This is a genomic window from Candidatus Babeliales bacterium, assembly GCA_035455925.1.
Lineage (GTDB): Bacteria > Babelota > Babeliae > Babelales > Vermiphilaceae > SOIL31.
The window spans coordinates 1-20,719 of record DATIEE010000005.1 but is presented as its reverse complement, the minus strand read 5'-3'; the positions used below and the strand labels follow the sequence as shown (position 1 = coordinate 20,719).

Genomic DNA, 20,719 nt, shown 5'->3' with positions numbered 1-20,719 from the left:
CTCTATTTTTACAATAATTTTATACTGTTTTCAAATTTCATACATCTAGCCACTAAATTAACTCACTACACTAGTACGAATAATTTTTTATCAGAAAATGCTTAACTCAATTATCACTGCAACTAACAATAAAAACAATCAAAATATTGATTCTGATATTTTTTATTTTCTAACATAAAAAATATTAGTTTGACTACAAATAAAAATAGGGGTCTTGTAATGTTGTCAAAAAATATCAAACTTTTTATTAAAATTATTAATACATACATTCCTATAATTTTGTGTTTAGCAATTGGAACAATAAGTGCGCATAAAATTCATAAAAAACAAATTTTACGTAACAAAGTAATATACCAATTATGTCAGTGTGATTTTTGCGATGAAATACGTCAAACAAGCTTAATTAAAACATATAAAACTATTTTTTCAAAAAAAGTACACTGTAATAAAAAATTAACAAAAAATGGAAAAAGCAACCGCACCCTCATGGTTTATATGGCGGCAGATAATGATTTACGTCCATTTGCGGCACGTAATATTCAACAAATGGCAAATATTGGATCTAATCAAAACATTACAATTGTTGTTCATTTAGACATCCGCATATCAGGTAACCAAAAAATAACTCGCCGCTATTTTATTGAAAAAAATCAAGTAATTCATGTTGATCAACATGATATTTTAACGCAACAAATGGATAGCGGTAATCCATCAACGCTAATCTCCTTTTGTGAATGGGCCATTAAAAACTACCCAGCAAATGAATATGATCTTATCCTATGGAATCACGGTACAGGAATTCTTGAACCACCACATGGTAAAATTATAAATCCCATGGATTTATTTGTCTTCAATCCCTCAACACATAGACTTGACCTAGACAGATCAATTGAATTTATGGATGCAATTGATCATCTAACACCACAACAACGTGGTGTTTGCTGGGATGATACCACCGGTAACTATTTATCAAACAGAAAACTAGAAATAGCATTGCAAACAATATGTAAAAATTGTCTTGGCGGCAAAAAATTTGGCTTAATTGGATTTGATGCATGCTTAATGTCAATGTTAGAAGTAAGTTCATATATAAAAAAATACAGCGAAATAATGATTGGCTCAGAAGAGGTTGAACTTGGTATGGGATGGAAATACGATGAAGTACTCTACCCATTTACCAAAACACCATTGGATACATCAACATTTGCGCGTCATATTATCGCAGCCTATGATAAAACATATCAAACAATAACCAATGATTATACATTAGCAGCAATCAATCTTGATTCTATTGAATTACTAGAAAAAAATGTTGATTATGTTTCAAAATTACTAATTGAATGTCTTGAAAAACATAGAACCAGTATTTTATCGATCATAAAAGAAAGTAAAAATAAATTATTATGTACACATTTTGATGAGCCAACATATATAGATTTACATCATTTTTATAAAAATTTGCTCAATAACCTAAGAAAGCTTGCAACAGAAAACACGCAAATAAGCCCGATGCTCAAAAATACTCTTATTATGAAATTAGATGAAGGAATACGACTTATTGAACATCTCGTTATAGCCAATGTTGCTGGTAAAAATTTAAAAAACGCGCAAGGCATCGCTATATACTTTCCAGAACGCAGCATTCACAATTCATATAAAGAATCTATCTTTATCACCGCTAATGCATGGGGTTCTTTTTTATCTCGCTATGTTTTTGGCTAAATATATACATTATAAATTTTAAGCGCTACACGAATTCAGTATAATGTATTATAATAAAAATATATATCAACAATAGATAATTATCTGGCAAAATAATGGATACAAAAGAAAAAAAACAATTGCAGTTAGAAGAATTATATAGGCCTTATCAAAAATGTTTAGCATGTCCACTGGGAACATTAGGAAGACAAAAAGTAATATTTGGTGAAGGCAACCCCGATGCACGACTTATGATTATTGGAGAAGCACCAGGAAAACATGAAGACGAACAAGGCATTCCATTTATCGGTAAATCCGGCATATTTCTCACAAAAATGCTAACCTCAATTGGTATTAATAGAAAAGAAATATTCATTACTAATAGCGTAAAATGTCGCCCTCCACAAAATCGTAAGCCAACATCATTAGAAAGCAAAACATGTAAAGATATTTTGCTCATCAATCAAATCAACATCATTCAACCAACAATTATCTGCACTCTGGGCACAGCAGCAACTGAAGCATTATTAAATATACCTATAAAAATGAATTTAATACACGGAACTCAATTAATGTTTAATGGAATTCCTATTATACCAACATATCACCCCGCATATATATTAAGAAATATAAAAAAATCAAACGAGCTACTTACTGACCTAAAAAAAGCAATTTCTTATATTTAAAGTCATAATAGACAAAAATATATACGATAAAAATGGGTAATTTTCTTTTTAAACGGGTGGTGCATAAGTGGTGCATAAGTGGTGCATAACTTGTTCATAACTTGTTCATAACTTTTTTTTAACTGTTTTTTGAGCACATGAATACATAGTCTACATCGCTATATTAAAAAAAAATAACTTGAAATCATTCACCAGTTGGACATATTCAGAGTTATGAACAAGTTATGCACCACTTATGCACCACCCATTTAAAAAAAATTAATACGATCAGATGAGCATATCCAGATAAAAATATCTAAGTTATGCACCAAGCACCCTCTCGCCTATTATCTTAAGAAATATATCTATTCTTTTATAAGATAATAATAGACGCATAGATTTTTTTAAAATTAAGACATATTTTTTTTGATACTTCATCATTTATTTTATGGTTTACTATTGCCAGAAGAAGATAATTATAATAAACTTTAAATATTAAGATTTGATAAAATGCTTGTAGCGTTTTTTTATTCTCGTAATTTCTAGTCAAAATAGTTATTTTATCGTTATATAAAAAATATTATGTAACATTGATTTGAGGATGCTTGTGAAACTTGCCGATGTAATAGATGAATTAGTTGAAGAGCGTGGCTTAGAGAAAAAATCTTTAAATGCAATTGTATTGGAAGGCATGCTTGCTGCCTATCAACGCAAATACCCTGATCTTATTTTAAAAGTAGAAGAAGATAATTCAACAGGTGATCTTGTTGTTTTTGTTTATAAAAAAATAGTAACTTCTGTTGATGATGAATATAATCAAATAAGCTTAAAAAAAGCTCGTAATATAAACAAAAATAGCGTTTTAGATGACTATATATGGGTTCCATTTGAAGGAAAAATTGGCCGGGTTGAAGTATTAAAGGCTCGACAAGTTATCGCAAGCAGAATTAAGCAAGTGGAAGCGCAAGTTGTTTATGATCGATTTAAAAATAAACAAGGACATATTGTTGTTGGTACCATTCATAAATTTGAACGTAACGGTATATCTGTCAAATTTGGTGATGTTTATGCCTTTTTACCATATTCTCTCTCTATTCCTGGTGAAAAGTTTGCTGTTGGATATACTATACGTGCATTATTAAAAGAAGTTCTTGTTGAACCACAAGGTGATAATCAACTTATTTTAGATCGAATTTCACCCGAATTTTTAACAGCATTATTTGTTTTAGAAATTCCAGAGGTATTTGAAAAATTAGTTGAGATTAAAAAAATAGTGCGTTCTCCAGGATATAAATCAAAAGTTGCTGTTTTTTCTCATGATAGAAATATTGATCCAGTTGGAACATGTGTAGGTGTTGGTGGAAGTCGCATAAAACCAATTTTAAAAGAAATTGGTGGCGAGACAATAGATGTGTTTCTTTGGAGTGATTCTCTATCATTATTGGTAAAAAATTCTTTGAAACCAGCAATTATTGATAAAGTCGAGTTGAATTCTGATAACACAATAGCAAGTGTTTGGCTGAGTGAGGATCAACGATCATTTGCCATTGGAAAAAGTGGACAAAATATATCATTAGCTTCTCAAATCACTGGCGTTAATATTCAATTAATTCGTGAGGATGAGTTACAAAAAAACAAAAAAAGTGTTGATAATGAAGTGTTAACTAATGAAGAAATATAAAAAGAAACCTAATTTTTTATTATGCGAATATATGAATTTGCCCAATTAAATAATATTTCGAATAAAGACCTTATAGCAAAATTGCAAGAACATGGTTTTGATATTAAAAGTCATATGTCTATTTTAGATGAGAAGGCTCTTGCATTTTTGAATACCTCATTTGTAACAAATAAACTAAAAACTATTAATTTACCTGAAAAGAAAGTATCTGAATTGTCAGTAATAACGCCACAATCATCACCTAAAATTTCTGAAAATAAATATCAAGAACCTGTTGTTGCAAAAAAAGATCAGTCAGCTGGTAATCTTACGAATATTGTACTATCAATACGCCAAATGAGTGTATCAGAATTTGCTGAAAAAATAAAAAAATCAGTAACTGATGTTATTGTCACTTTGCTTAAATGGGGTATTATAGCGACAAAAAATCAAGTTATATCTGAAGATATAGTTCAGCGACTTGCAACCCATTATGATATATCGGTTGTTAAAGGTGCAGCAAAGCAAGAAGTAGCTAAGCTTGATAAGCAACTATCAATGGGTAAGTCAATCTTAAAGAAAAGAGCACCAGTTGTTGTTGTTGTTGGCCATGTTGATCATGGTAAGACAACACTTCTTGATTATATTAGAAAAACGCGTGTTGCCCTTAAGGAAAAGGGTGGTATAACGCAACATTTAGGTGCATATGAAGCAACTACACCACATGGCAATATTGTCTTTTTAGATACACCCGGTCATGAAGCTTTTGTAAAAATACGACAACGGGGTATTAAGGTTGCAGATATTGTTATTCTTATTGTTGCGGCTGATGATGGTGTAATGCCCCAAACTGTTGAAGCGATAAAATATGCTCTTTCTATGCAGGTACCAATTGTTGTTGCCATCAATAAGATTGATAAAGTTGATTCTGCTCGCTTAGAAGTTATAAAAAGACAACTTAATCAACATGGACTTACGGTAGAAGATTGGGGTGGAGATGTGATATGTGTTCCAGTTTCAGCAAAAACAGGAATGGGTATTGATCGTTTGTTAGAAATGGTTGCTTTGCAAGCAGAAATGATGGAATTACGCGCAGAAGTTAATGTTCCTGCAAATGGATATATTTTAGAGTCAAGTTTAGAAGTGGGACGTGGGTCTGTAGCGACTGTTATAGTTCAAAATGGAATTTTAAAGGTTGGTGATTACATAGCATGTGGCAGTACAACTGCTCATATTAGTTCTCTATTTGATTCATACAATAAACGTATCAAAGAAGTTACTCCCGCAATGCCAGCTCAAGCGTCAGGATTTGATGGAAAACCTGAGCCAGGCGATTATTTTAAAGTTATCTCAAAAGAAGAATATTTAAAAACAAAATCAGCGGGTGATAATAAAATATTTTTTGCGGGCAATCGTCTTATGTATGAAAAGGGTATCAATCTTCTTGTGAAAGCAGATAATTATTCATCACTTGAAGCAATTATTGAAGGTATTGATCACCTTTCTAAAAAATTAAAAAAAGGTTTTAATATTTTACGTCATGAGATAGGTGATGTGAGTGAAAGTGATATAGAGTTCGCTTTTAATACTAATTCACGCATTATTTGCTTTAATGTAAAAACTGAAACAAATGCGCATATTCTTGCTAATCGAAGAAAAGTAACTATTTTATACTATGGTATTATTTATAAATTACTTGAAGAGTTGGATGCAATTGCACAAGAAGCTAAAGACATTGAAATGGTTCGCACTAAAATTGGTGAAGCATTTGTTCTTCGTGTTTTTGATATAAAAAAAATTGGTGTTATCGCAGGTGCAATTGTCCGTGACGGTCGTTTTGTCCGTGATGGATATGTGGTTGTATGGCGGGGAAAAAATAAAATTGGTGAAGGTAAAATTACAAGTTTACAACGAGATAAAAAATCAGTAAAAGAAGTATTCACCGGTTTTGAATGTGGTTTTATAGTGAATGGTTTTTCTGAATGGGCTGAAGATGATCGTGTCGAATGTTTTATTGATATACCTAAAAAATAAAAGAAATTATATTATTTAGTCTATTTTTTAAAAAAATAATTTTTGAACACCGTGAATAGCGGTGTTTTTTTTATGTTATTTTTTTATATCAAAAAATTATAATTTATATGATATTTCAGACATATGAATTATTTATATAATTATTATGTGTTTTTGTTGTAGTAATATTTTTGAAACACCATTAAAAAGTCTCAGAAAAAAATATTTTGATACCGAAATTATCAATTAGAATGATATCTTTCCAATTTTCTCGGATAATTGTAATGATTTATGCTATAAATGGATAAATTATTATTTGTTGCTTTTTTCTATTTTTTTAATACAGCAACAACTTTTTTTAAAAACAGTCTATATTTTGTTGTTTTTTTGTTGTTGCGTAAAACAACAGAAAAAAAAAATTGTTTTTTTTCTGTTGTTGTTCAGAATTAGTAATGCTTTTAAATACCTTGATTCCTTTTTATTTAGTGGTTAGTTAAAAGGGATGGTTGAAAGCACTGTTTAGTAACGGGATAATGGATTATGTTTTGGATGATTATACTACAATTTTCTTCTTAGCTCATTTTTAAAAATATAATCTATTATCTCAGTTTCTATTGTTTATTATTTATCATAATTTAATAATTTTTTTGTTGTTGTGTTGAGTAATCCTATTAAAACATTCATATTATTTTTATCATCAGTTAGATCATTTTTTGGAGTTTCTAAAATTTTAGGAATATCAAAAAATAATGGATCGTTAAATAAAAGTTCGAATGATTTTAAGCCTATTTTGCCTTTGCCTATATCTGTATGGCGATCAACACGTGATCCAATGCCTTGTTGTGAATCATTAACATGTATAGCTTTAAGTTTCTTAATACCAATGATGTTATCAAATTTTTCCCACATATCATGGTACATTTTTTCTGTTGTAAAGTTATAACCAGCAGTGAAAGCATGGCAGGTATCAAAACATATACCTAAACGGTGTTTATAAGGTGAATATGCAATAATTTGAGCTAGTTGTTCAAAAGTGTAGCCAACATTACTTCCTTGCCCTGCCATTGTTTCCAATAAAATTGTACCGTCAGGTACTGTTGCAAACAATGTATTGAGATTATTATTAATACGAGTAATACATGATTCTTCATCGGTATTAGTGTGTGAGCCGGGATGTATAACGAGATAAGGTATAGTAAGATCTGCGCATCGTTTGAATTCTAAAATAAGGGCTTCTAGTGATTTTTTTTCGGTCGCTTCATTAGGTGAGCCAATATTAATGAGATATGATGCATGTGCAATGATTGATTTAATTGAGGACTCTTCCCAGGCTTTTTTAAAGGTTATTATTGTTTGATCGGTTAGAGGTTTTGCATACCATTGACGATTGCTTTTTGTAAATATCTGAATTGCGGTACATCCTATGGATTCTCCACGTTGTATAGCTAAATCCAATCCACCGGATATTGACATATGAGCACCGAATAATAATGAATGTTTTTTTTTCATTGAAAATCCTTTTATAGATAGGGTTAAAAAAGTTGTTTTGTTTGACAAATTAGTACAATGGCGTATTCTGTTTTAGAGTAATCTATTCAAATAAAAATTCGAATTTTTTACCTGTTTTAATTTGTTTTATTTTATCGTTATACAGAAATTAAAGGAAGACATGCGCGTTAAGGGGTCCTTATTAGCAATTATTGCAGTACAGATTTTTTCTATTAGTTTTTTATCTGCTGAAATAGAGCTGACTCATAATGATTTTATTTATACTTTTTCTGGAGTTTATAAGCCAGAATCTTTTTTTGGCAAAAACATTAACTGGTTAAATAATGATAATGATTTTGATAAAATGTATGTTTCTAAACATGTACTAGATCTTAATTTTGACCTAAAATATGGTTCAAAAACATATGGAAATTCAATTGCAGAATTTCTTTTTCAGCTTCGCAATAAGGGTGTATGGGGAAATTCTGAAAGTATAGCAAGTACAAACTTTTCTGATATAAAAGTACTTGATGCTATTAAAGGGACTCATAAACATGGATTTCCGCGACATATTTTTTGGATTAGACAGTTATGGTTACAATTTAACATTAATCAAGCGGTTAGTTTACCCTTTAAGAATATACATACTTTTACTATTGGCTCTTTTCCTTTTCAGCTGGGACGTGGTATTGCTCTTGGTGATGCATATGCGGTTGGTCCTGAAATTCTTGGTTTTTATGCTGATAGTGTTGTTGATCAATATGCATTTGGTGCAAAATTTTCCGGAGAAATTTTTCCTAAAATTGTATCATATGATTTATATACAGCAATTTTGCAGAACAATAGTGGTAGTTTAGCGGATACTGAAAAAACAGTATTAGCTCAAGAATTTGGAGGAATTACTAATCCTCAACGCGGTTTTGGTAAAGTTAATTATATAGTTGCAGGACGATTTAATTGGAATGTATTTGATAATGCATGGCTTGGTAGGTTGTCTCTTGAACCATATGGATTATATAACAATGATCCTGAGCAAAAAATTGAATTTCCTTCTGATGCATCAAGTAAGCTTGGGACGGTAGGACTTGCAAGTGAGTTTTACGGAAAGCGTTTTGAGTGTGGCTTTGATTATGCCGTTAATCTTGGTCAACAACGGGTAAAAGGTTGGGATCGCAATATTCTTAAAGAAAATAATAGAGGCGGTGTTGTTACTTTAGTAAATGACAATGTTACCGCTAATTATACTAATTTAAGAGGAGAGCAGATTTCTGAATTAGCTCCTTATGTTCCTGGTAGTGATGCGCAAAAAATTATTAATACAACATTCAGAAATGAATCACAAAATAGTCAAGAAATTGGGCAAGTTACATCCTTGGGATATTTAACTGATATAACCACAGGTCCTATTGTTTTAAAAAATAGTAAGGGTCGATTTGGTAACCCCTATACTAATACCTATAGAGGATGGATGTTTGTAGCGGATGCAGCATATTCATTTTGTGAGAAAGATCTTTTACTTGCAGCAGCAGCAGGTGTTGCATCAGGTGATGATAATCCTAATTTTGAAACAAAAGATGGTACATATGATGGTATGATTACGTTACAAGAAACATATTCTGGAAAACGTGTACGAAGTAATTATTTGCTTGGTGGAGCAGGAAGGTTAAAGCGATTGCTTTCAACACCAGCAGCGTCAGATGTACAAGCACCAAGCACAAAAGCACAAGCAGTTTCTGGTTTTACTAACTTAATTTATTGTGGTACATCACTAAAATGGAAACCAAAATCTTGGAAAAAACCGTTTGAAATAAATCCTAATGTTCTTGCATTTTGGCAGGAGCGTCAGATTGGTAATGCACGAACATTCCTTGGTGTTGAAACAGCATTATTTATGAATTATAGTTTATTAAAAGATCTTAAAATTTTCTGGGTATCTTCAATATTTTTCCCTGGATCGCATTATAAAGATCGTATGGGTACTCCAGTGCTTACTGATGAAGAACGAGCGTTTGCAAATAATGAGAATCCTACCGCTATTCAAGATCGTATTGCGGGTTTGGGTAATAACGTTGCCTATACATTCAATATGGGATTAATTTACACTTTCTAAAAATTATTTTTGAATATTTTATAACAACCAAGATAAGGTTATACTTTGTCTTGGTTGTGGTTTTTTTTGTTACATTATATTTTAATTATACATGTTAAGTAAAAAGGATATTAAGAATGAACATTTTTATTGTAATTATTATGGTATGTACTACTTTTTATGCTACGGCAATGAATGTAATAAAAGTAACACCTCAAGATTGGGAGAAAATGGAAAAATTAATAAAAGAATTAGATAAGAAAGAAATAATAGTAGTTGAGGAAGAAAAACATTGTACAATTCATCCATTATACCCAGTGCCTTTTATAGAAAAAAAAATTTTATATACAGAAGTGAAAAAGAAAAGTTCTAAAAATAAAATAATTTAATGAAAATTATATCAAAAATAGGGAAAAATTAATGGTAATTATTGACAACAAAGCTTATAGTTGGTTTTCTATAGTTTAATTATTTACATCAAAAAAAGGATAGAGAATGAATAAATTTATTATACTTATCGTGTTATGTAATATTTCCTATATTGCAGCAATGGATTTAGTCAAATTTACAACAGAAGAAAAAAAATATTTTTCAGATCATTTAGTTCGCGCAGTTAATTTTGTAAATACTAAAATTAATACTAATGAAATTCCAAATAATAATCCAATAGCTTCCATATTACATCAGATGGCTACAGATTTATCTACATGTAATAATGACGTTGAAACATTAATTACCTTTAAAAAACTAGAAAACTCTATTCAGCGATATCAAAAAGCTAACCTGTCTTCATCAATTTCGCCTATAGAGAGGCAAACTCTTTCTCAATATGGTATTACTGCGGATACGGAATTGTCTATTAGTCATGTTCGAAATATTATCTCAGGATTATTGTTACAAGAAAAATACCCTAAGTATGCTCTTCAGGTAATAAAGCCGAAGATTACACCAGAAGATAGATTAAATTTTATGAAAAAAAATGCAGAATATCCGTTGACTGAAGATGCAGTCAAAGAATATTCTGCTTTGTTTATTTATCAAGTGTTATTAGCGCCAAGGATTTGATTTATAAATATCATTATTTTGAGTTTTATTTAAATAGCAAAGGATAACATCGCAAAAATGAGGTGTTATCCTTTACTATTTATTTTGTTATAATTAGCAGTATTAGTTGCTTGAAATTAGATTCATTGAGAAAAATTTTTTTTAAGGATTTTATATGCACATGTCTGAACGCACAACTGGGTGCGGTTTAATTAATGAACAGTATTTAAATAAACAAGTTATTCTTTTTGGTTGGGTGCATCGTAGAAGAGATCATGGAGGGTTAATCTTTATTGATTTACGTGATCGTACGGGGTTGATGCAACTTGTTTGTAATACTGAATTTTCAAAAAAAATACATGAAATTGCACATAAAATTCGTTCGGAATATGTTATAGCAGTTTCGGGAACCATAGTTGAACGTGCTATTGAAACTATTAATAAGGATTTGCCAACAGGTAAATGGGAATTACTTATTGAAGATCTTGAAATTTTAAATAGCGCAAAAATGTTGCCGTTTTCCATTGATAGTAATGATAGTATAGATGAAGAGTTGCGCTTAAAATATAGATATCTTGATTTACGACGTCCTGAAATGCACAATAATTTTGCATTACGTCATAAGGTAATTTTTGCGATACGTACATTCTTAGATAATGAGAAGTTTTACGAAATTGAAACTCCTATTTTAACAAAAAATACGCCTGAAGGTGCACGAGAATTTTTAGTTCCTTCCAGAATTCATCCAGGATCATTTTATGCATTACCACAATCTCCTCAGCTATATAAACAAATCTTAATGTGTGGAGGGATGGAAAAATATTTTCAGGTAGCGCGTTGTTTTCGTGATGAGGATTTACGAGCAGATCGTCAGCCAGAATTTACGCAACTTGATATTGAAATGTCATTTATTTCAGAATATGTTATACAAGACTTAATTGAACGGTTGCTGTTTTATGTTTTTACTACTGTATTGGATAAAAAATTAGAAATACCATTTAAACGTTTAACATATGATGAAGCATTTGCGTCATATGGTTCGGATAAACCAGATTTACGTTATGATTTAAAAATCAATGATTTTACCTCTTTGTTTGCTGATACTGAACTTAAATTTTTGCGTGATGTTATCAATAAGGGTGAAAAAATTGGCGGAATTCATGTTCCTAATCATACTTTTACTCATTCTGAACTAAATCGTTGGGTGGAAAAAGCTCAAAAGTTAGGCGCTAAGGGTTTGTTGTGGATAGATCTTGAGAGTCCCGATAATATTAGTTCACCTGTTTCCAAATTTTTACCAGTAGATTTTTTTGCTCGTGCAGCAACTTTGTGTAATGGAGTTATGAATGGAAGTGTTCTATTTCTCGTTGCAGGTGAATATGAAGCTGCATGGGAAATATTAGGTCGCTTACGTCAAGATCTTGCAAAAGAGCTTAATATTATTCCACAAGATCAGTTTAATTTTTCATGGATAACTGATTTTCCATTACTAGAGTATGATAAAAAAGAAAAACAATGGAATGCAAAACATCATCCATTTACATCACCAAATAATGATTGGGAACATCAAGAGCTTAGTACAATAAAAGCGCGTGCTTATGATGTTGTTTTGAATGGTATTGAACTTGGTGGTGGATCAATTCGTATTCATGATCGCCATGTACAAGAAAAAGTGTTTAATGTCCTTGGTTTGAGTAAAGAAGAGACTGAATCAAAATTTGGTTTTTTATTAGAAGCACAAGAACTTGGGTTTCCACCGCATGGAGGTATTGCTTTAGGAATTGATCGCTTTATTATGTTATTGACTAATGCAGTGTCTATTCGTGAAGTGATTGCATTTCCAAAGACTGCGCGAGGCTATGATCCAATGATGGAATCACCAACACCGGTAGAAGATAAACAACTTAAGGAATATGGATTGCAACAATCAATTAAAGGTATCAATAAATAGTTCTTTGTTTAAATCGTCACTAGTTTCAGCAAATGTAATATATCCATATTCTTTTCTGTTATCAATGTATTGGGCAATATTTTGTTTGCGAGCTGAATGACTAAAAATAACATAATCATAGCGAGCTGAATCATCATCATATGTTAATTTATTGAGAAATTCACGACGTATAAAATAGGTGCAATGAACAACGGGGACTTCGATAAGTCCCTTTACTTCTTGATTAAACACCGTGTAATAAAACGGAGAATGACTATAATAACCATTTTCATCAATAGCATAATGGTAGTTAGAATAGTAAGGACTGGAATTATTGCCCGAACACCGTAATAGAGGTGCAACTATCGGCTGATATGTTTGCATCATAGCTTCAATAACATCAGGATAAATAAAGTTATCACAATCTGCTACAAAATAATGAGAGTTATGGCGCAAAGCCCAATCAATGGATTGCTGTCTAAGTGTGCATATTACTTTAAGCCTCATATAGTTCCATTCGTGTTGCTTGAATTGTTGTACGGGTTCAATTACATCAGTATCATTAAAGTAAATTTTTGCATAATTTTTTCCAACACGTGTAATCCATTCTTGTAAAATTGTTGCTGTTTCATCGTTGTTATTATTTGTTCTAATATAAAGATATGTTTTATGTGCTGGCCATGTTTGGTTTTCAATGCATGTTAAGTACAAAGGAAGCGTATGGGCTTTATCTTTGGCTAATATTGCGATTGTGACAAATTCATCAGATTGTTGGTGTGCATATAGGGGTGATAATAAATATAATAATACGTAAGAAACAGTTACTACTATAATAAATTTTTTTTTATATATGGTATTCATTATTTTACCTTTTTTAAATTTATATATTTTATTTCACTATAAAAAACAATTTGATCATTGGCAAGCAGGCAAGTGAATGATATCCTTTGTAGGATATATATATGATATTTTTAGAGAGAGGGTATTTGTTGTGGCAAAAAATGATGTTGTTGGAAATCTTGTATGGCTTGATCTTGAAATGACAGGATTGGTTATATCTCATGATGTCATTTTAGAAATAGCAACAGTTATAACTGATGGTCAACTAGAAGTAATAGCTGAAGGTCCTTCATTTATTATTCATCAAACAGAAGAGAGATTAACTGCAATGGGTAAATGGTGTCAAGATCATCATGGAAAAACAGGATTGACTGAAGCTGTTCGCCAATCAACAACAACATTAGAACAAGCTTATGAAGAAACCTTAGCATTTATTAAACAATATTGTCCGATTCACACAGGAATTCTCGCAGGAAACTCTATATGGCAGGATCGTGTTTTTCTAGATAAATATATGCCAAATATTTCGACTTATCTTCATTATCGTACTGTTGATGTTACCAGTATTAAAGAAATGGTGCGTCGATGGTATCCAAGCAACAAAAATTGTGAATATAAAAAATCAGATCGTCATCGTGCATTAAGTGATGTATATGAATCAATTGCTGAACTTAAACATTTTCGTAAGAATTTTTTTGTATAAAGATGTATCGCTTACATTGCCCATATCGTGATTATATGTTTCTCACATTGTTTTTCTGTAGTAGATATTTTTTCATCCCATGATACAGATCAAAAATAACAAGATGCCCCTCGGTAGCATTATTGATATCCATATATTCAGCAGTTTGTACTAGACCTTCAGAAGCAGTTTTTTATAACGTTTAATTTTTCTAATCACACATCCAGTTCTATTGTAGAAAAATTAATTTCTCATATTTTGAAGCACTTCTGCTGAGCGAGCTACAAAATCGTGATCAAAACCTTTTTCATTTAATACGTTAAATACAATGTTTTGATTAGATATTCCTGGTTCAAGCTTGTAAGGGTAACAAATATTTCCCTGTTCATCAAACGCAACTGAAACTTTATAGTTGGCAAAAGCACCTGTTTTTTCTAACTCATAAACTAATGGTAAATGTGTTGTGGTAAGACAAATAGCAGTATTACATTTTCCAATAGTTTCAAATAATGCATAGGCTGCTGCCTGTGATTCTTTATAAGCAGCACCATCCAATGCTTCATCTATAGCTGTAAGTGCGAACTCAGATGGTGTCGTTTTTCTTATCACATCAAGAATTTCTAATGCCCGTTCTACCCCAGCGGTAAATTTTGAGTTACCTTTAGCAATATCATCAGTAATATTCAGATAAGTAATAATGCGACCAAATGGAGTAAATTCTAATGATTGTGCGGGAGCAATGCCAAACGATTGTGCTAAAATAATACAAATCAATAAACCACGTACAGTGATAGTTGTTTTTCCTCCTGCATTAGGCCCAGAAACCACAATATTTCTGCAATGATTATACATATCGCCAAGACGTAATGTGTTAGCAACCACATTCTCAACATCGATAAGAGGATTCCAAAAATCGGTTGCTGCTATCGCTGGAGTGTTTTGATCATTAATACATGTTGGAAAACAAAAGGTAATCTGTTTGTTTTCAAACTCTTTATAAAGTCGTACAATAGACATTTGTGCATCTAGTTCGCCAACGGCTGCGATCAAAGGGGCAAATTTATTTTTTAATTCATGCATTAACTTATAAGCAGATATCAATCTTCCTTCATATGAGAAAAATGAGACTGTACCTTTAAAAGTGTTTGTGGATAGAAGCTCTAGTAAATGGCGTACATCAGAATCATCTGAAAGCTGTTCAAAGGTTAGCTTCAGTTTTTTTATTACTGGCAAAGATGCTAACTCTGTATAACGTGATGCCTCATCAACTACTTGCTTTATATTATTCATGTATGTTGCAACATGAATTAATTTAGTTTGAAGACATCTGCTAAAAATAATTCCGGTCTTAAAGTTATTATGATAGTTGTAGGTTTCTTGTAAACCCATTAAGCCGTCACTTATGTTAACGAGCCCGTTCGTTATAGATGATTCATAAGCCCATCGTAATGCATAAAATATACTACCAAAAATAGCAAACTTACTAAGTTGTCCTAGATTAAGGCCAACACTATAGTCTTTAAGTAATTGGGGCGAGTCGATTCCTATAGTCTGACTTAAACCATAACAACATAAAAGTGGTGTGCCAATGATATTTCTGAGATTACGCATTGTATTGAGAGTAAAACGAGTGATACTTCTTACTTCAAGTATGACCTCATTTTTATTGCACCAATTAACACATTTTTTCAGATAAGGAATTTTTTCTTGTCCTATTATAGCAAATGTATTTTGCATCAAAAGTGGATAAAATAAATCTTCACAGAAAAATGATAATATCACATCCTCTGTTTTTCCTAAATCTTCTAGCTTAATATTGATTGAACTAAAAAAACTCTCATGAGAAAGAAGCATTTTAATAGTATGTTGCTGCGCACGAATTGCATCGCTACTTGATAATGGCTGAATTATTTTACGATATAAAACTGCTTTGCCCGCTTCGGTTGAAGCTCGATCAAGTTTTTCAGCCAAACATAGAGAGGGATTTGTTTTTGGGCCGCATAATATTTCTAAATTTTTCCATGATAATTCATCAAGGACATTAGAATCTTCTAAAGATCTACTGTCACATTCTCCTAACAACTTAAAAATTGCGGATCTCTTTATTTTTTTTGGTAAGTTTAGTGATTTAGCAAGCGATTCCTCAATTAATTCATAGAACTGTTTTTCTTGACTAACAAGAGCATTAATTGTATTGCTGGACATTATATCACGTAACTCGACAACTGCATTTAAATTTTCTTGAGCGATTTTTTCATATAATGATGATTGTGGATTAAAGCCAGAGTTTATTTTTTTCTCGGCAGTAATGGCAAAAATAAAAACAAACAAACCATATAAAATATATTTCTGTGTAGATGACATAATAGTTCTCCTCTTTTTTTTTATATTTTTCTGTTTTGATAAAGGGGAACTATCCCTTTGTTGTTTCATTTGCATATGTGTAATATTAAAATAATGTAATAATTATAATAATAATGGCTGTTTAGTATGATTATTTAGTTTCTATATGTAGTATTATGTCATTATTTTAATTAGCATTATACACTATATTTTATATTCATTTGTTATTATTGTCAAATTAACGATTGTGTTTTTTTGTTGTAGCAAAGCAATAAGTTCTTATATGTGCGCAAAGGCTTAGTCTAATATGAAATGTAATAACTTTCTGATAGAATATAATTTAAGAATAATTTTATGTATGAAAGGCGTTGCAAATCATGAGACAATTTCAATAATTATCATATCACGAAAGATACAAAGTTTATATAGGCCTATCAAAATGAAAATCAAAGAAAATGATAGCGCATTGTATTGACAGGAGGCCCTTGACAATAACAAGAGAAATTAATAGAAATAGCGCATTATTGATGAAAAGCTTACGATTAAAAGCATTACTTTCGACAACGGTACTGAATTTACTGATCATACTGAATTAAAGAGCCTCGGAATAGAAACATATTTTTGTGACGGGGGTAAGCAATGGTAAAAATACGCTATAGAACATTTAGATGCATGTTAAGGCGTTACCTTCTCGTTAATCACCTTGCTGAAAACATTACCAAGGAGTATGTTGAGAGGGTTAAAAAAATGATTAATCATATGCCAAGAAAAATCTTATCACGTAAAACACCATCAGGATTTGTTTAGGCAAGACTTTTCATTGGACAAGTTAAATGAGAGTAGGAAGAAGCTTGCCTTGTCGGTGACAGAGGCAATTGTTGTCAATCAGAAAACATTAGGCATTGCATTTCATTTTTGACTTTGCCTCATGAATATAAAAAGTCAGATCGTCATCGTGCATTAAGCGATGTGTATGAATCAATTTCTGAACTTAAACATTTTCGTAAGAATTTTTTTGTATAAATATAACTTACATTGTCCACATCGTGATTATATGTTTCTCATATTGCTTTTCTGTGATAGATATTTTTTCATCCCATGATGCATTAGGATTACGATCAAAAATAACAAGATGCCCCTCGGTAGCATTATTAATATCCATATATTCAGCAGTTTGTGCTAGACCTTCAGGAGCAGTTTTTTCACCGCGTTTAATTTTCAATTCAATAACAATCCGCTGATTTTTCCATTCAAGTAATAAATCAACACGCTTTCTTCCCAAGGCATATTCACGATGAAGTTTACCACCACCATTAATAATGCGTTGCAGAAATGCCATTAACAAAATATGTGGTCCTGATTCTTTGTAAGCAAATTTTTCTAACCAAATATCAGAATTTTCACGATAAAATTGAGTGAATGCTTGCAAAAGTTTATGCATGTTTAATGAGCCATCTTGATGCTGGTACCAAGATAACTGTTGATTGATCCCTTCTTGCTTAGTATAAGCTAACGCCCGAGGAATAACTTCTTGATAAATAGGATTAGCGATAGCAATTCCTTTTTGACTTATTAATCCTAAATCGCGCACATATTGTAAATCATCTGATGGAAAATCTGCTTCCTCTCCCGTGCCACTGATAATAGTATCAATAATGTTATATACGCGTGGCTCTCTTAATTTGTCTATAAGTTGATCAATGTGCGTGTCTCGTCGTAAAATTAATGTTTCTTTTGCTAGTTCAATAACATCTTTAGTAATTGGTATAGTACGATCAGTAACATCTTTGAAGCATGCTTGATATGCGAGAGCATTTACTAGCCATGGTTGACCTTGTGTTAAATGATAAGCATATTCAATTGCTTCATCGGTAAATTGTTGGCCAGTTTCATCCGAATGTTGAAGATACAACATTCGTACTTGGTCTAATGAAAAATTAGGTAGAGTAAGGCTTTCAGCTTTTATATTGAATGCACTACCACCAAGAACAAAGTTATCTTTTTCAGGTGACCAGATCTGATAATCGCGGACATCACGAACACCGATTAAGCAAATTGATTGTGGAAAATAATCGGGTCGATCAGCATATCCTGCTCTAAGTTGCCGTAAAACAGAGATTAATGTATCACCAACCAGTGAATCTATTTCATCGATAAAAAGAATTATTGGTTTAATGAGTTCTGTACTCCATGCTTGCATAACATCTTTAAAACTGGTTCCCGATAGTTTTTCTAATGCTTTTTCTATAATTATAAAAATAGGATCATGTGGATTACAAATTATTTTTGCTCTACTACGCAATTGTCCTAAAATAATTTCCATACCACTGTTTACATTATTTCGTGCAATTTGAGCAGGTTCAACATTGATATAGAGAGCTTCATATTTTTCTGTAGTATTTAATTCATTAATAAACAGTTGAATTGCAGTAGTTTTTCCACTTTGACGTGGGGCGTGAAGAATAAAATATTTTTTTTGTTCAATAAGCTGTTGTAGTTCAGCCTCATTTAATCGATGAGGAACATAGTAATGATCTTGTGGGTTTATAGGCCCTGCTGTATTGAAAAAGCGCATATTTTTTCCTTAACATAATTATTACCTAATGTGTTTATAGTATACATTTAACAATAATATTTGGTTAATTATAGTCAATTTTATTATAGAAAATTAAAAATTAGCTTTTGTTGAAGATATAAAGATTATTTACGAGATATTTTTGTTTTTTTATTGTTGATTTTAGATTTTGTGTTATTATATAATTGAATATATGATAACAGTATAATTTGCTGAATAAAGAAATATTAAAATGAAAACAAAAAACAAACTGTATTATTTAATAATTATCTTGCTCATTAGTTCTTCTGTGTCTATGCAAGGAATGTTTGCCTCAAAGTACTCCAAGAAAGTCCAATTAAATAAAAAACTTCTTTCTCAAGTTGCAATGCAAAAATCAGCTCAGCAATGGCAAAATACACAAAGTCATAGAGATCGGCTTGTATGTCCTGGTGAACAAAAAAAATTATTTAGTACTACTCCCATACAAAACGCTAAACCTATAGGTCAAGGGGGAGTGGTTGATTTTATTAAGTCATGGCTTTGGAAACCAGTTAAAGCTAGTGAGCGAGCTTTATATTCTGAGCTTAGAACTAAAGGTCTTGAAGGGATATTACATGAATTACTTTACCCTGAACATACAAAACGCGTAGTAGATAGAGCTGGCCTTATGCGCGATGTACGTATTTTTGATGAAGAAGATCGCAAAAAGGCAGAAGAAAAACTAAATGGCATAATAGAATTAGATGAAAGCTATAAAACATTTATAATGCCAGAAATTGATAAATATGAAGACAAAAAAAATCTTCGAACAGAAGAATCTGTTTTAAATACAACTCTTTTTAGTTTTTACCCTCATAGCATTAAATCGTCGTATACTTTTAAAGGAACAATATTGGACGAAGTTCTTTATAAGTTATTTTCAGGTGAACGCGCTACTGGATTTTATACCACACTACATAATGAGTTGAATTATATAAAATTAGCTCAAGAATTGATAAATAAAGGCATGCAAATAAATCCGGATAATGAAAAAAATTACATGTTAGGTTATGTTAAAATATTGATGAGAGCCTATAAACAACTATATAAGCCAAAATCTTTTTACCATGAATCTCTTTCATTTATGGATGAACATTCGTTTAAACAATTATTTAAAGAATTAGATCCTATCCTAGAGTACTTGATATCAGATCAAAAACTAAAGCAAGAATTACATCACATACAAAAAGAACGTCAAGAAATAGAAGCAAATCCGCAAGGATATAGAGATAAGATGAAAGAAGAGAAAAAACGTGAGGAATATATTTCTAAAAAGGGACAGATATTACAATGGGAATATATTAAGCAAACAGGAGACTGGAATCGATCTACATCAAGCTTTGATTCTGAGGTGAAATTTGATGAATCAGAATATCAAGAATGGAAAAAAACAGGCTTCTTGCGTGGTGAACGTGAAAAATGGGAAGAACGGCAACGTCAACAGCAGTATGAATCTTCACAAGATGATTTTCCACATGTTTCTAAGGAAGATAAGATTAAAATTAAAGAATTAACGACGCATTTCAATTTACCATCTGATGCGCCAGCTAAAATAATTATGCAACGTGTTAGAGCTTATCAGAAGAAAGATCATCCCGATATATTAGAACATAGAACAGATTTATCGGCAACAGAAAAAGATACTAAAGCAAAAGAATTTGGTGAATT

At 31.3% G+C, this 20,719-nt stretch carries 15 protein-coding genes; 11 read left to right on the top strand and 4 right to left on the bottom strand.

Translation table 11 applies throughout. The features are described 5' to 3' along the window. The first annotated feature begins 219 nt into the window (after nucleotides 1-219). The 4 genes from VLB80_00555 to infB all read left to right on the top strand — a co-directional run bounded on the left by VLB80_00555 (nucleotide 220) and on the right by infB (nucleotide 6,060). On the top strand, nucleotides 220-1,722 hold the full coding sequence (locus VLB80_00555; GenBank protein HSC24694.1) for a clostripain-related cysteine peptidase: 1,503 nt from the start codon (nucleotides 220-222) through the stop codon (nucleotides 1,720-1,722). Between the two features lie 95 nt (nucleotides 1,723-1,817). After that, nucleotides 1,818-2,387 carry a uracil-DNA glycosylase gene (locus VLB80_00550; GenBank protein ID HSC24693.1) on the top strand — a complete coding sequence of 190 codons (570 nt, stop codon included), beginning with the start codon at nucleotides 1,818-1,820 and terminating at the stop codon, nucleotides 2,385-2,387. Nucleotides 2,388-2,973: 586 nt separating this feature from the next. Then, a complete protein-coding gene (gene nusA, locus VLB80_00545; GenBank protein ID HSC24692.1) occupies nucleotides 2,974-4,047 on the top strand; it encodes a transcription termination factor NusA in 1,074 nt (357 codons plus the stop codon). Nucleotides 4,048-4,068: 21 nt separating this feature from the next. Then, entirely contained in the window at nucleotides 4,069-6,060 is a 1,992-nt protein-coding gene (infB, locus tag VLB80_00540; protein ID HSC24691.1) for a translation initiation factor IF-2, read from the top strand. Between the two features lie 600 nt (nucleotides 6,061-6,660). Here infB and VLB80_00535 read toward each other — a convergent pair. Then, on the bottom strand, nucleotides 6,661-7,548 hold the full coding sequence (locus tag VLB80_00535; GenBank protein ID HSC24690.1) for a deoxyribonuclease IV: 888 nt from the start codon (nucleotides 7,546-7,548) through the stop codon (nucleotides 6,661-6,663). Nucleotides 7,549-7,708: 160 nt separating this feature from the next. Here VLB80_00535 and VLB80_00530 point away from each other — a divergent pair, with 160 nt between their 5' ends. The 4 genes from VLB80_00530 (at nucleotide 7,709) to aspS (ending at nucleotide 12,611) form a co-directional block, all read left to right on the top strand. After that, entirely contained in the window at nucleotides 7,709-9,637 is a 1,929-nt protein-coding gene (locus VLB80_00530; protein ID HSC24689.1) for a hypothetical protein, read from the top strand. Between the two features lie 116 nt (nucleotides 9,638-9,753). Continuing rightward, complete coding sequence (locus VLB80_00525; GenBank protein HSC24688.1) at nucleotides 9,754-10,005, top strand: hypothetical protein; 252 nt, start codon at nucleotides 9,754-9,756, stop codon at nucleotides 10,003-10,005. 106 nt (nucleotides 10,006-10,111) lie between these two features. Next, on the top strand, nucleotides 10,112-10,681 hold the full coding sequence (locus VLB80_00520; protein HSC24687.1) for a hypothetical protein: 570 nt from the start codon (nucleotides 10,112-10,114) through the stop codon (nucleotides 10,679-10,681). Nucleotides 10,682-10,835: 154 nt separating this feature from the next. Beyond that, nucleotides 10,836-12,611, top strand: coding sequence for an aspartate--tRNA ligase (gene aspS, locus VLB80_00515; GenBank protein ID HSC24686.1), 1,776 nt, complete (start codon nucleotides 10,836-10,838; stop codon nucleotides 12,609-12,611). Here the strand turns inward: aspS and VLB80_00510 are convergent. Further along, nucleotides 12,588-13,451, bottom strand: coding sequence for a hypothetical protein (locus VLB80_00510; GenBank protein HSC24685.1), 864 nt, complete (start codon nucleotides 13,449-13,451; stop codon nucleotides 12,588-12,590). The genes aspS and VLB80_00510 overlap by 24 nt on opposite strands. Before the next feature lie 76 nt (nucleotides 13,452-13,527). Here VLB80_00510 and orn point away from each other — a divergent pair, with 76 nt between their 5' ends. Beyond that, on the top strand, nucleotides 13,528-14,133 hold the full coding sequence (gene orn / locus VLB80_00505) for an oligoribonuclease (GenBank protein HSC24684.1): 606 nt from the start codon (nucleotides 13,528-13,530) through the stop codon (nucleotides 14,131-14,133). 222 nt (nucleotides 14,134-14,355) lie between these two features. Here the strand turns inward: orn and VLB80_00500 are convergent, their stop codons facing one another. After that, a complete protein-coding gene (locus VLB80_00500) occupies nucleotides 14,356-16,476 on the bottom strand; it encodes a hypothetical protein (protein ID HSC24683.1) in 2,121 nt (706 codons plus the stop codon). 618 nt (nucleotides 16,477-17,094) lie between these two features. Between VLB80_00500 and VLB80_00495 the strand changes: the two genes are divergently transcribed. After that, entirely contained in the window at nucleotides 17,095-17,262 is a 168-nt protein-coding gene (locus VLB80_00495) for a hypothetical protein (GenBank protein ID HSC24682.1), read from the top strand. Between the two features lie 223 nt (nucleotides 17,263-17,485). Here VLB80_00495 and VLB80_00490 read toward each other — a convergent pair whose 3' ends face one another. Further along, entirely contained in the window at nucleotides 17,486-19,030 is a 1,545-nt protein-coding gene (locus VLB80_00490) for a hypothetical protein (GenBank protein ID HSC24681.1), read from the bottom strand. Nucleotides 19,031-19,262: 232 nt separating this feature from the next. On the opposite strand from VLB80_00490, the gene VLB80_00485 reads away from it, so the two are divergent. Further along, the coding region (locus VLB80_00485; GenBank protein HSC24680.1) for a hypothetical protein at nucleotides 19,263-20,719 on the top strand (1,457 nt) is incomplete at its 3' end.

Coding starts and splice junctions, on each gene's coding strand:
- VLB80_00555 (HSC24694.1), top strand. CDS start 220: ATGTTGTCAAAAAATATCAAACTTTTTATTAAAATTATTAATACATAC.
- VLB80_00550 (HSC24693.1), top strand. CDS start 1,818: ATGGATACAAAAGAAAAAAAACAATTGCAGTTAGAAGAATTATATAGG.
- infB (HSC24691.1), top strand. CDS start 4,069: ATGCGAATATATGAATTTGCCCAATTAAATAATATTTCGAATAAAGAC.
- VLB80_00535 (HSC24690.1), bottom strand. CDS start 7,548: ATGAAAAAAAAACATTCATTATTATTCGGTGCTCATATGTCAATATCC.
- VLB80_00530 (HSC24689.1), top strand. CDS start 7,709: ATGCGCGTTAAGGGGTCCTTATTAGCAATTATTGCAGTACAGATTTTT.
- VLB80_00525 (HSC24688.1), top strand. CDS start 9,754: ATGAACATTTTTATTGTAATTATTATGGTATGTACTACTTTTTATGCT.
- VLB80_00520 (HSC24687.1), top strand. CDS start 10,112: ATGAATAAATTTATTATACTTATCGTGTTATGTAATATTTCCTATATT.
- aspS (HSC24686.1), top strand. CDS start 10,836: ATGCACATGTCTGAACGCACAACTGGGTGCGGTTTAATTAATGAACAG.
- VLB80_00510 (HSC24685.1), bottom strand. CDS start 13,451: ATGAATACCATATATAAAAAAAAATTTATTATAGTAGTAACTGTTTCT.
- orn (HSC24684.1), top strand. CDS start 13,528: ATGATATCCTTTGTAGGATATATATATGATATTTTTAGAGAGAGGGTA.
- VLB80_00500 (HSC24683.1), bottom strand. CDS start 16,476: ATGTCATCTACACAGAAATATATTTTATATGGTTTGTTTGTTTTTATT.
- VLB80_00495 (HSC24682.1), top strand. CDS start 17,095: ATGGTAAAAATACGCTATAGAACATTTAGATGCATGTTAAGGCGTTAC.
- VLB80_00490 (HSC24681.1), bottom strand. CDS start 19,030: ATGCGCTTTTTCAATACAGCAGGGCCTATAAACCCACAAGATCATTAC.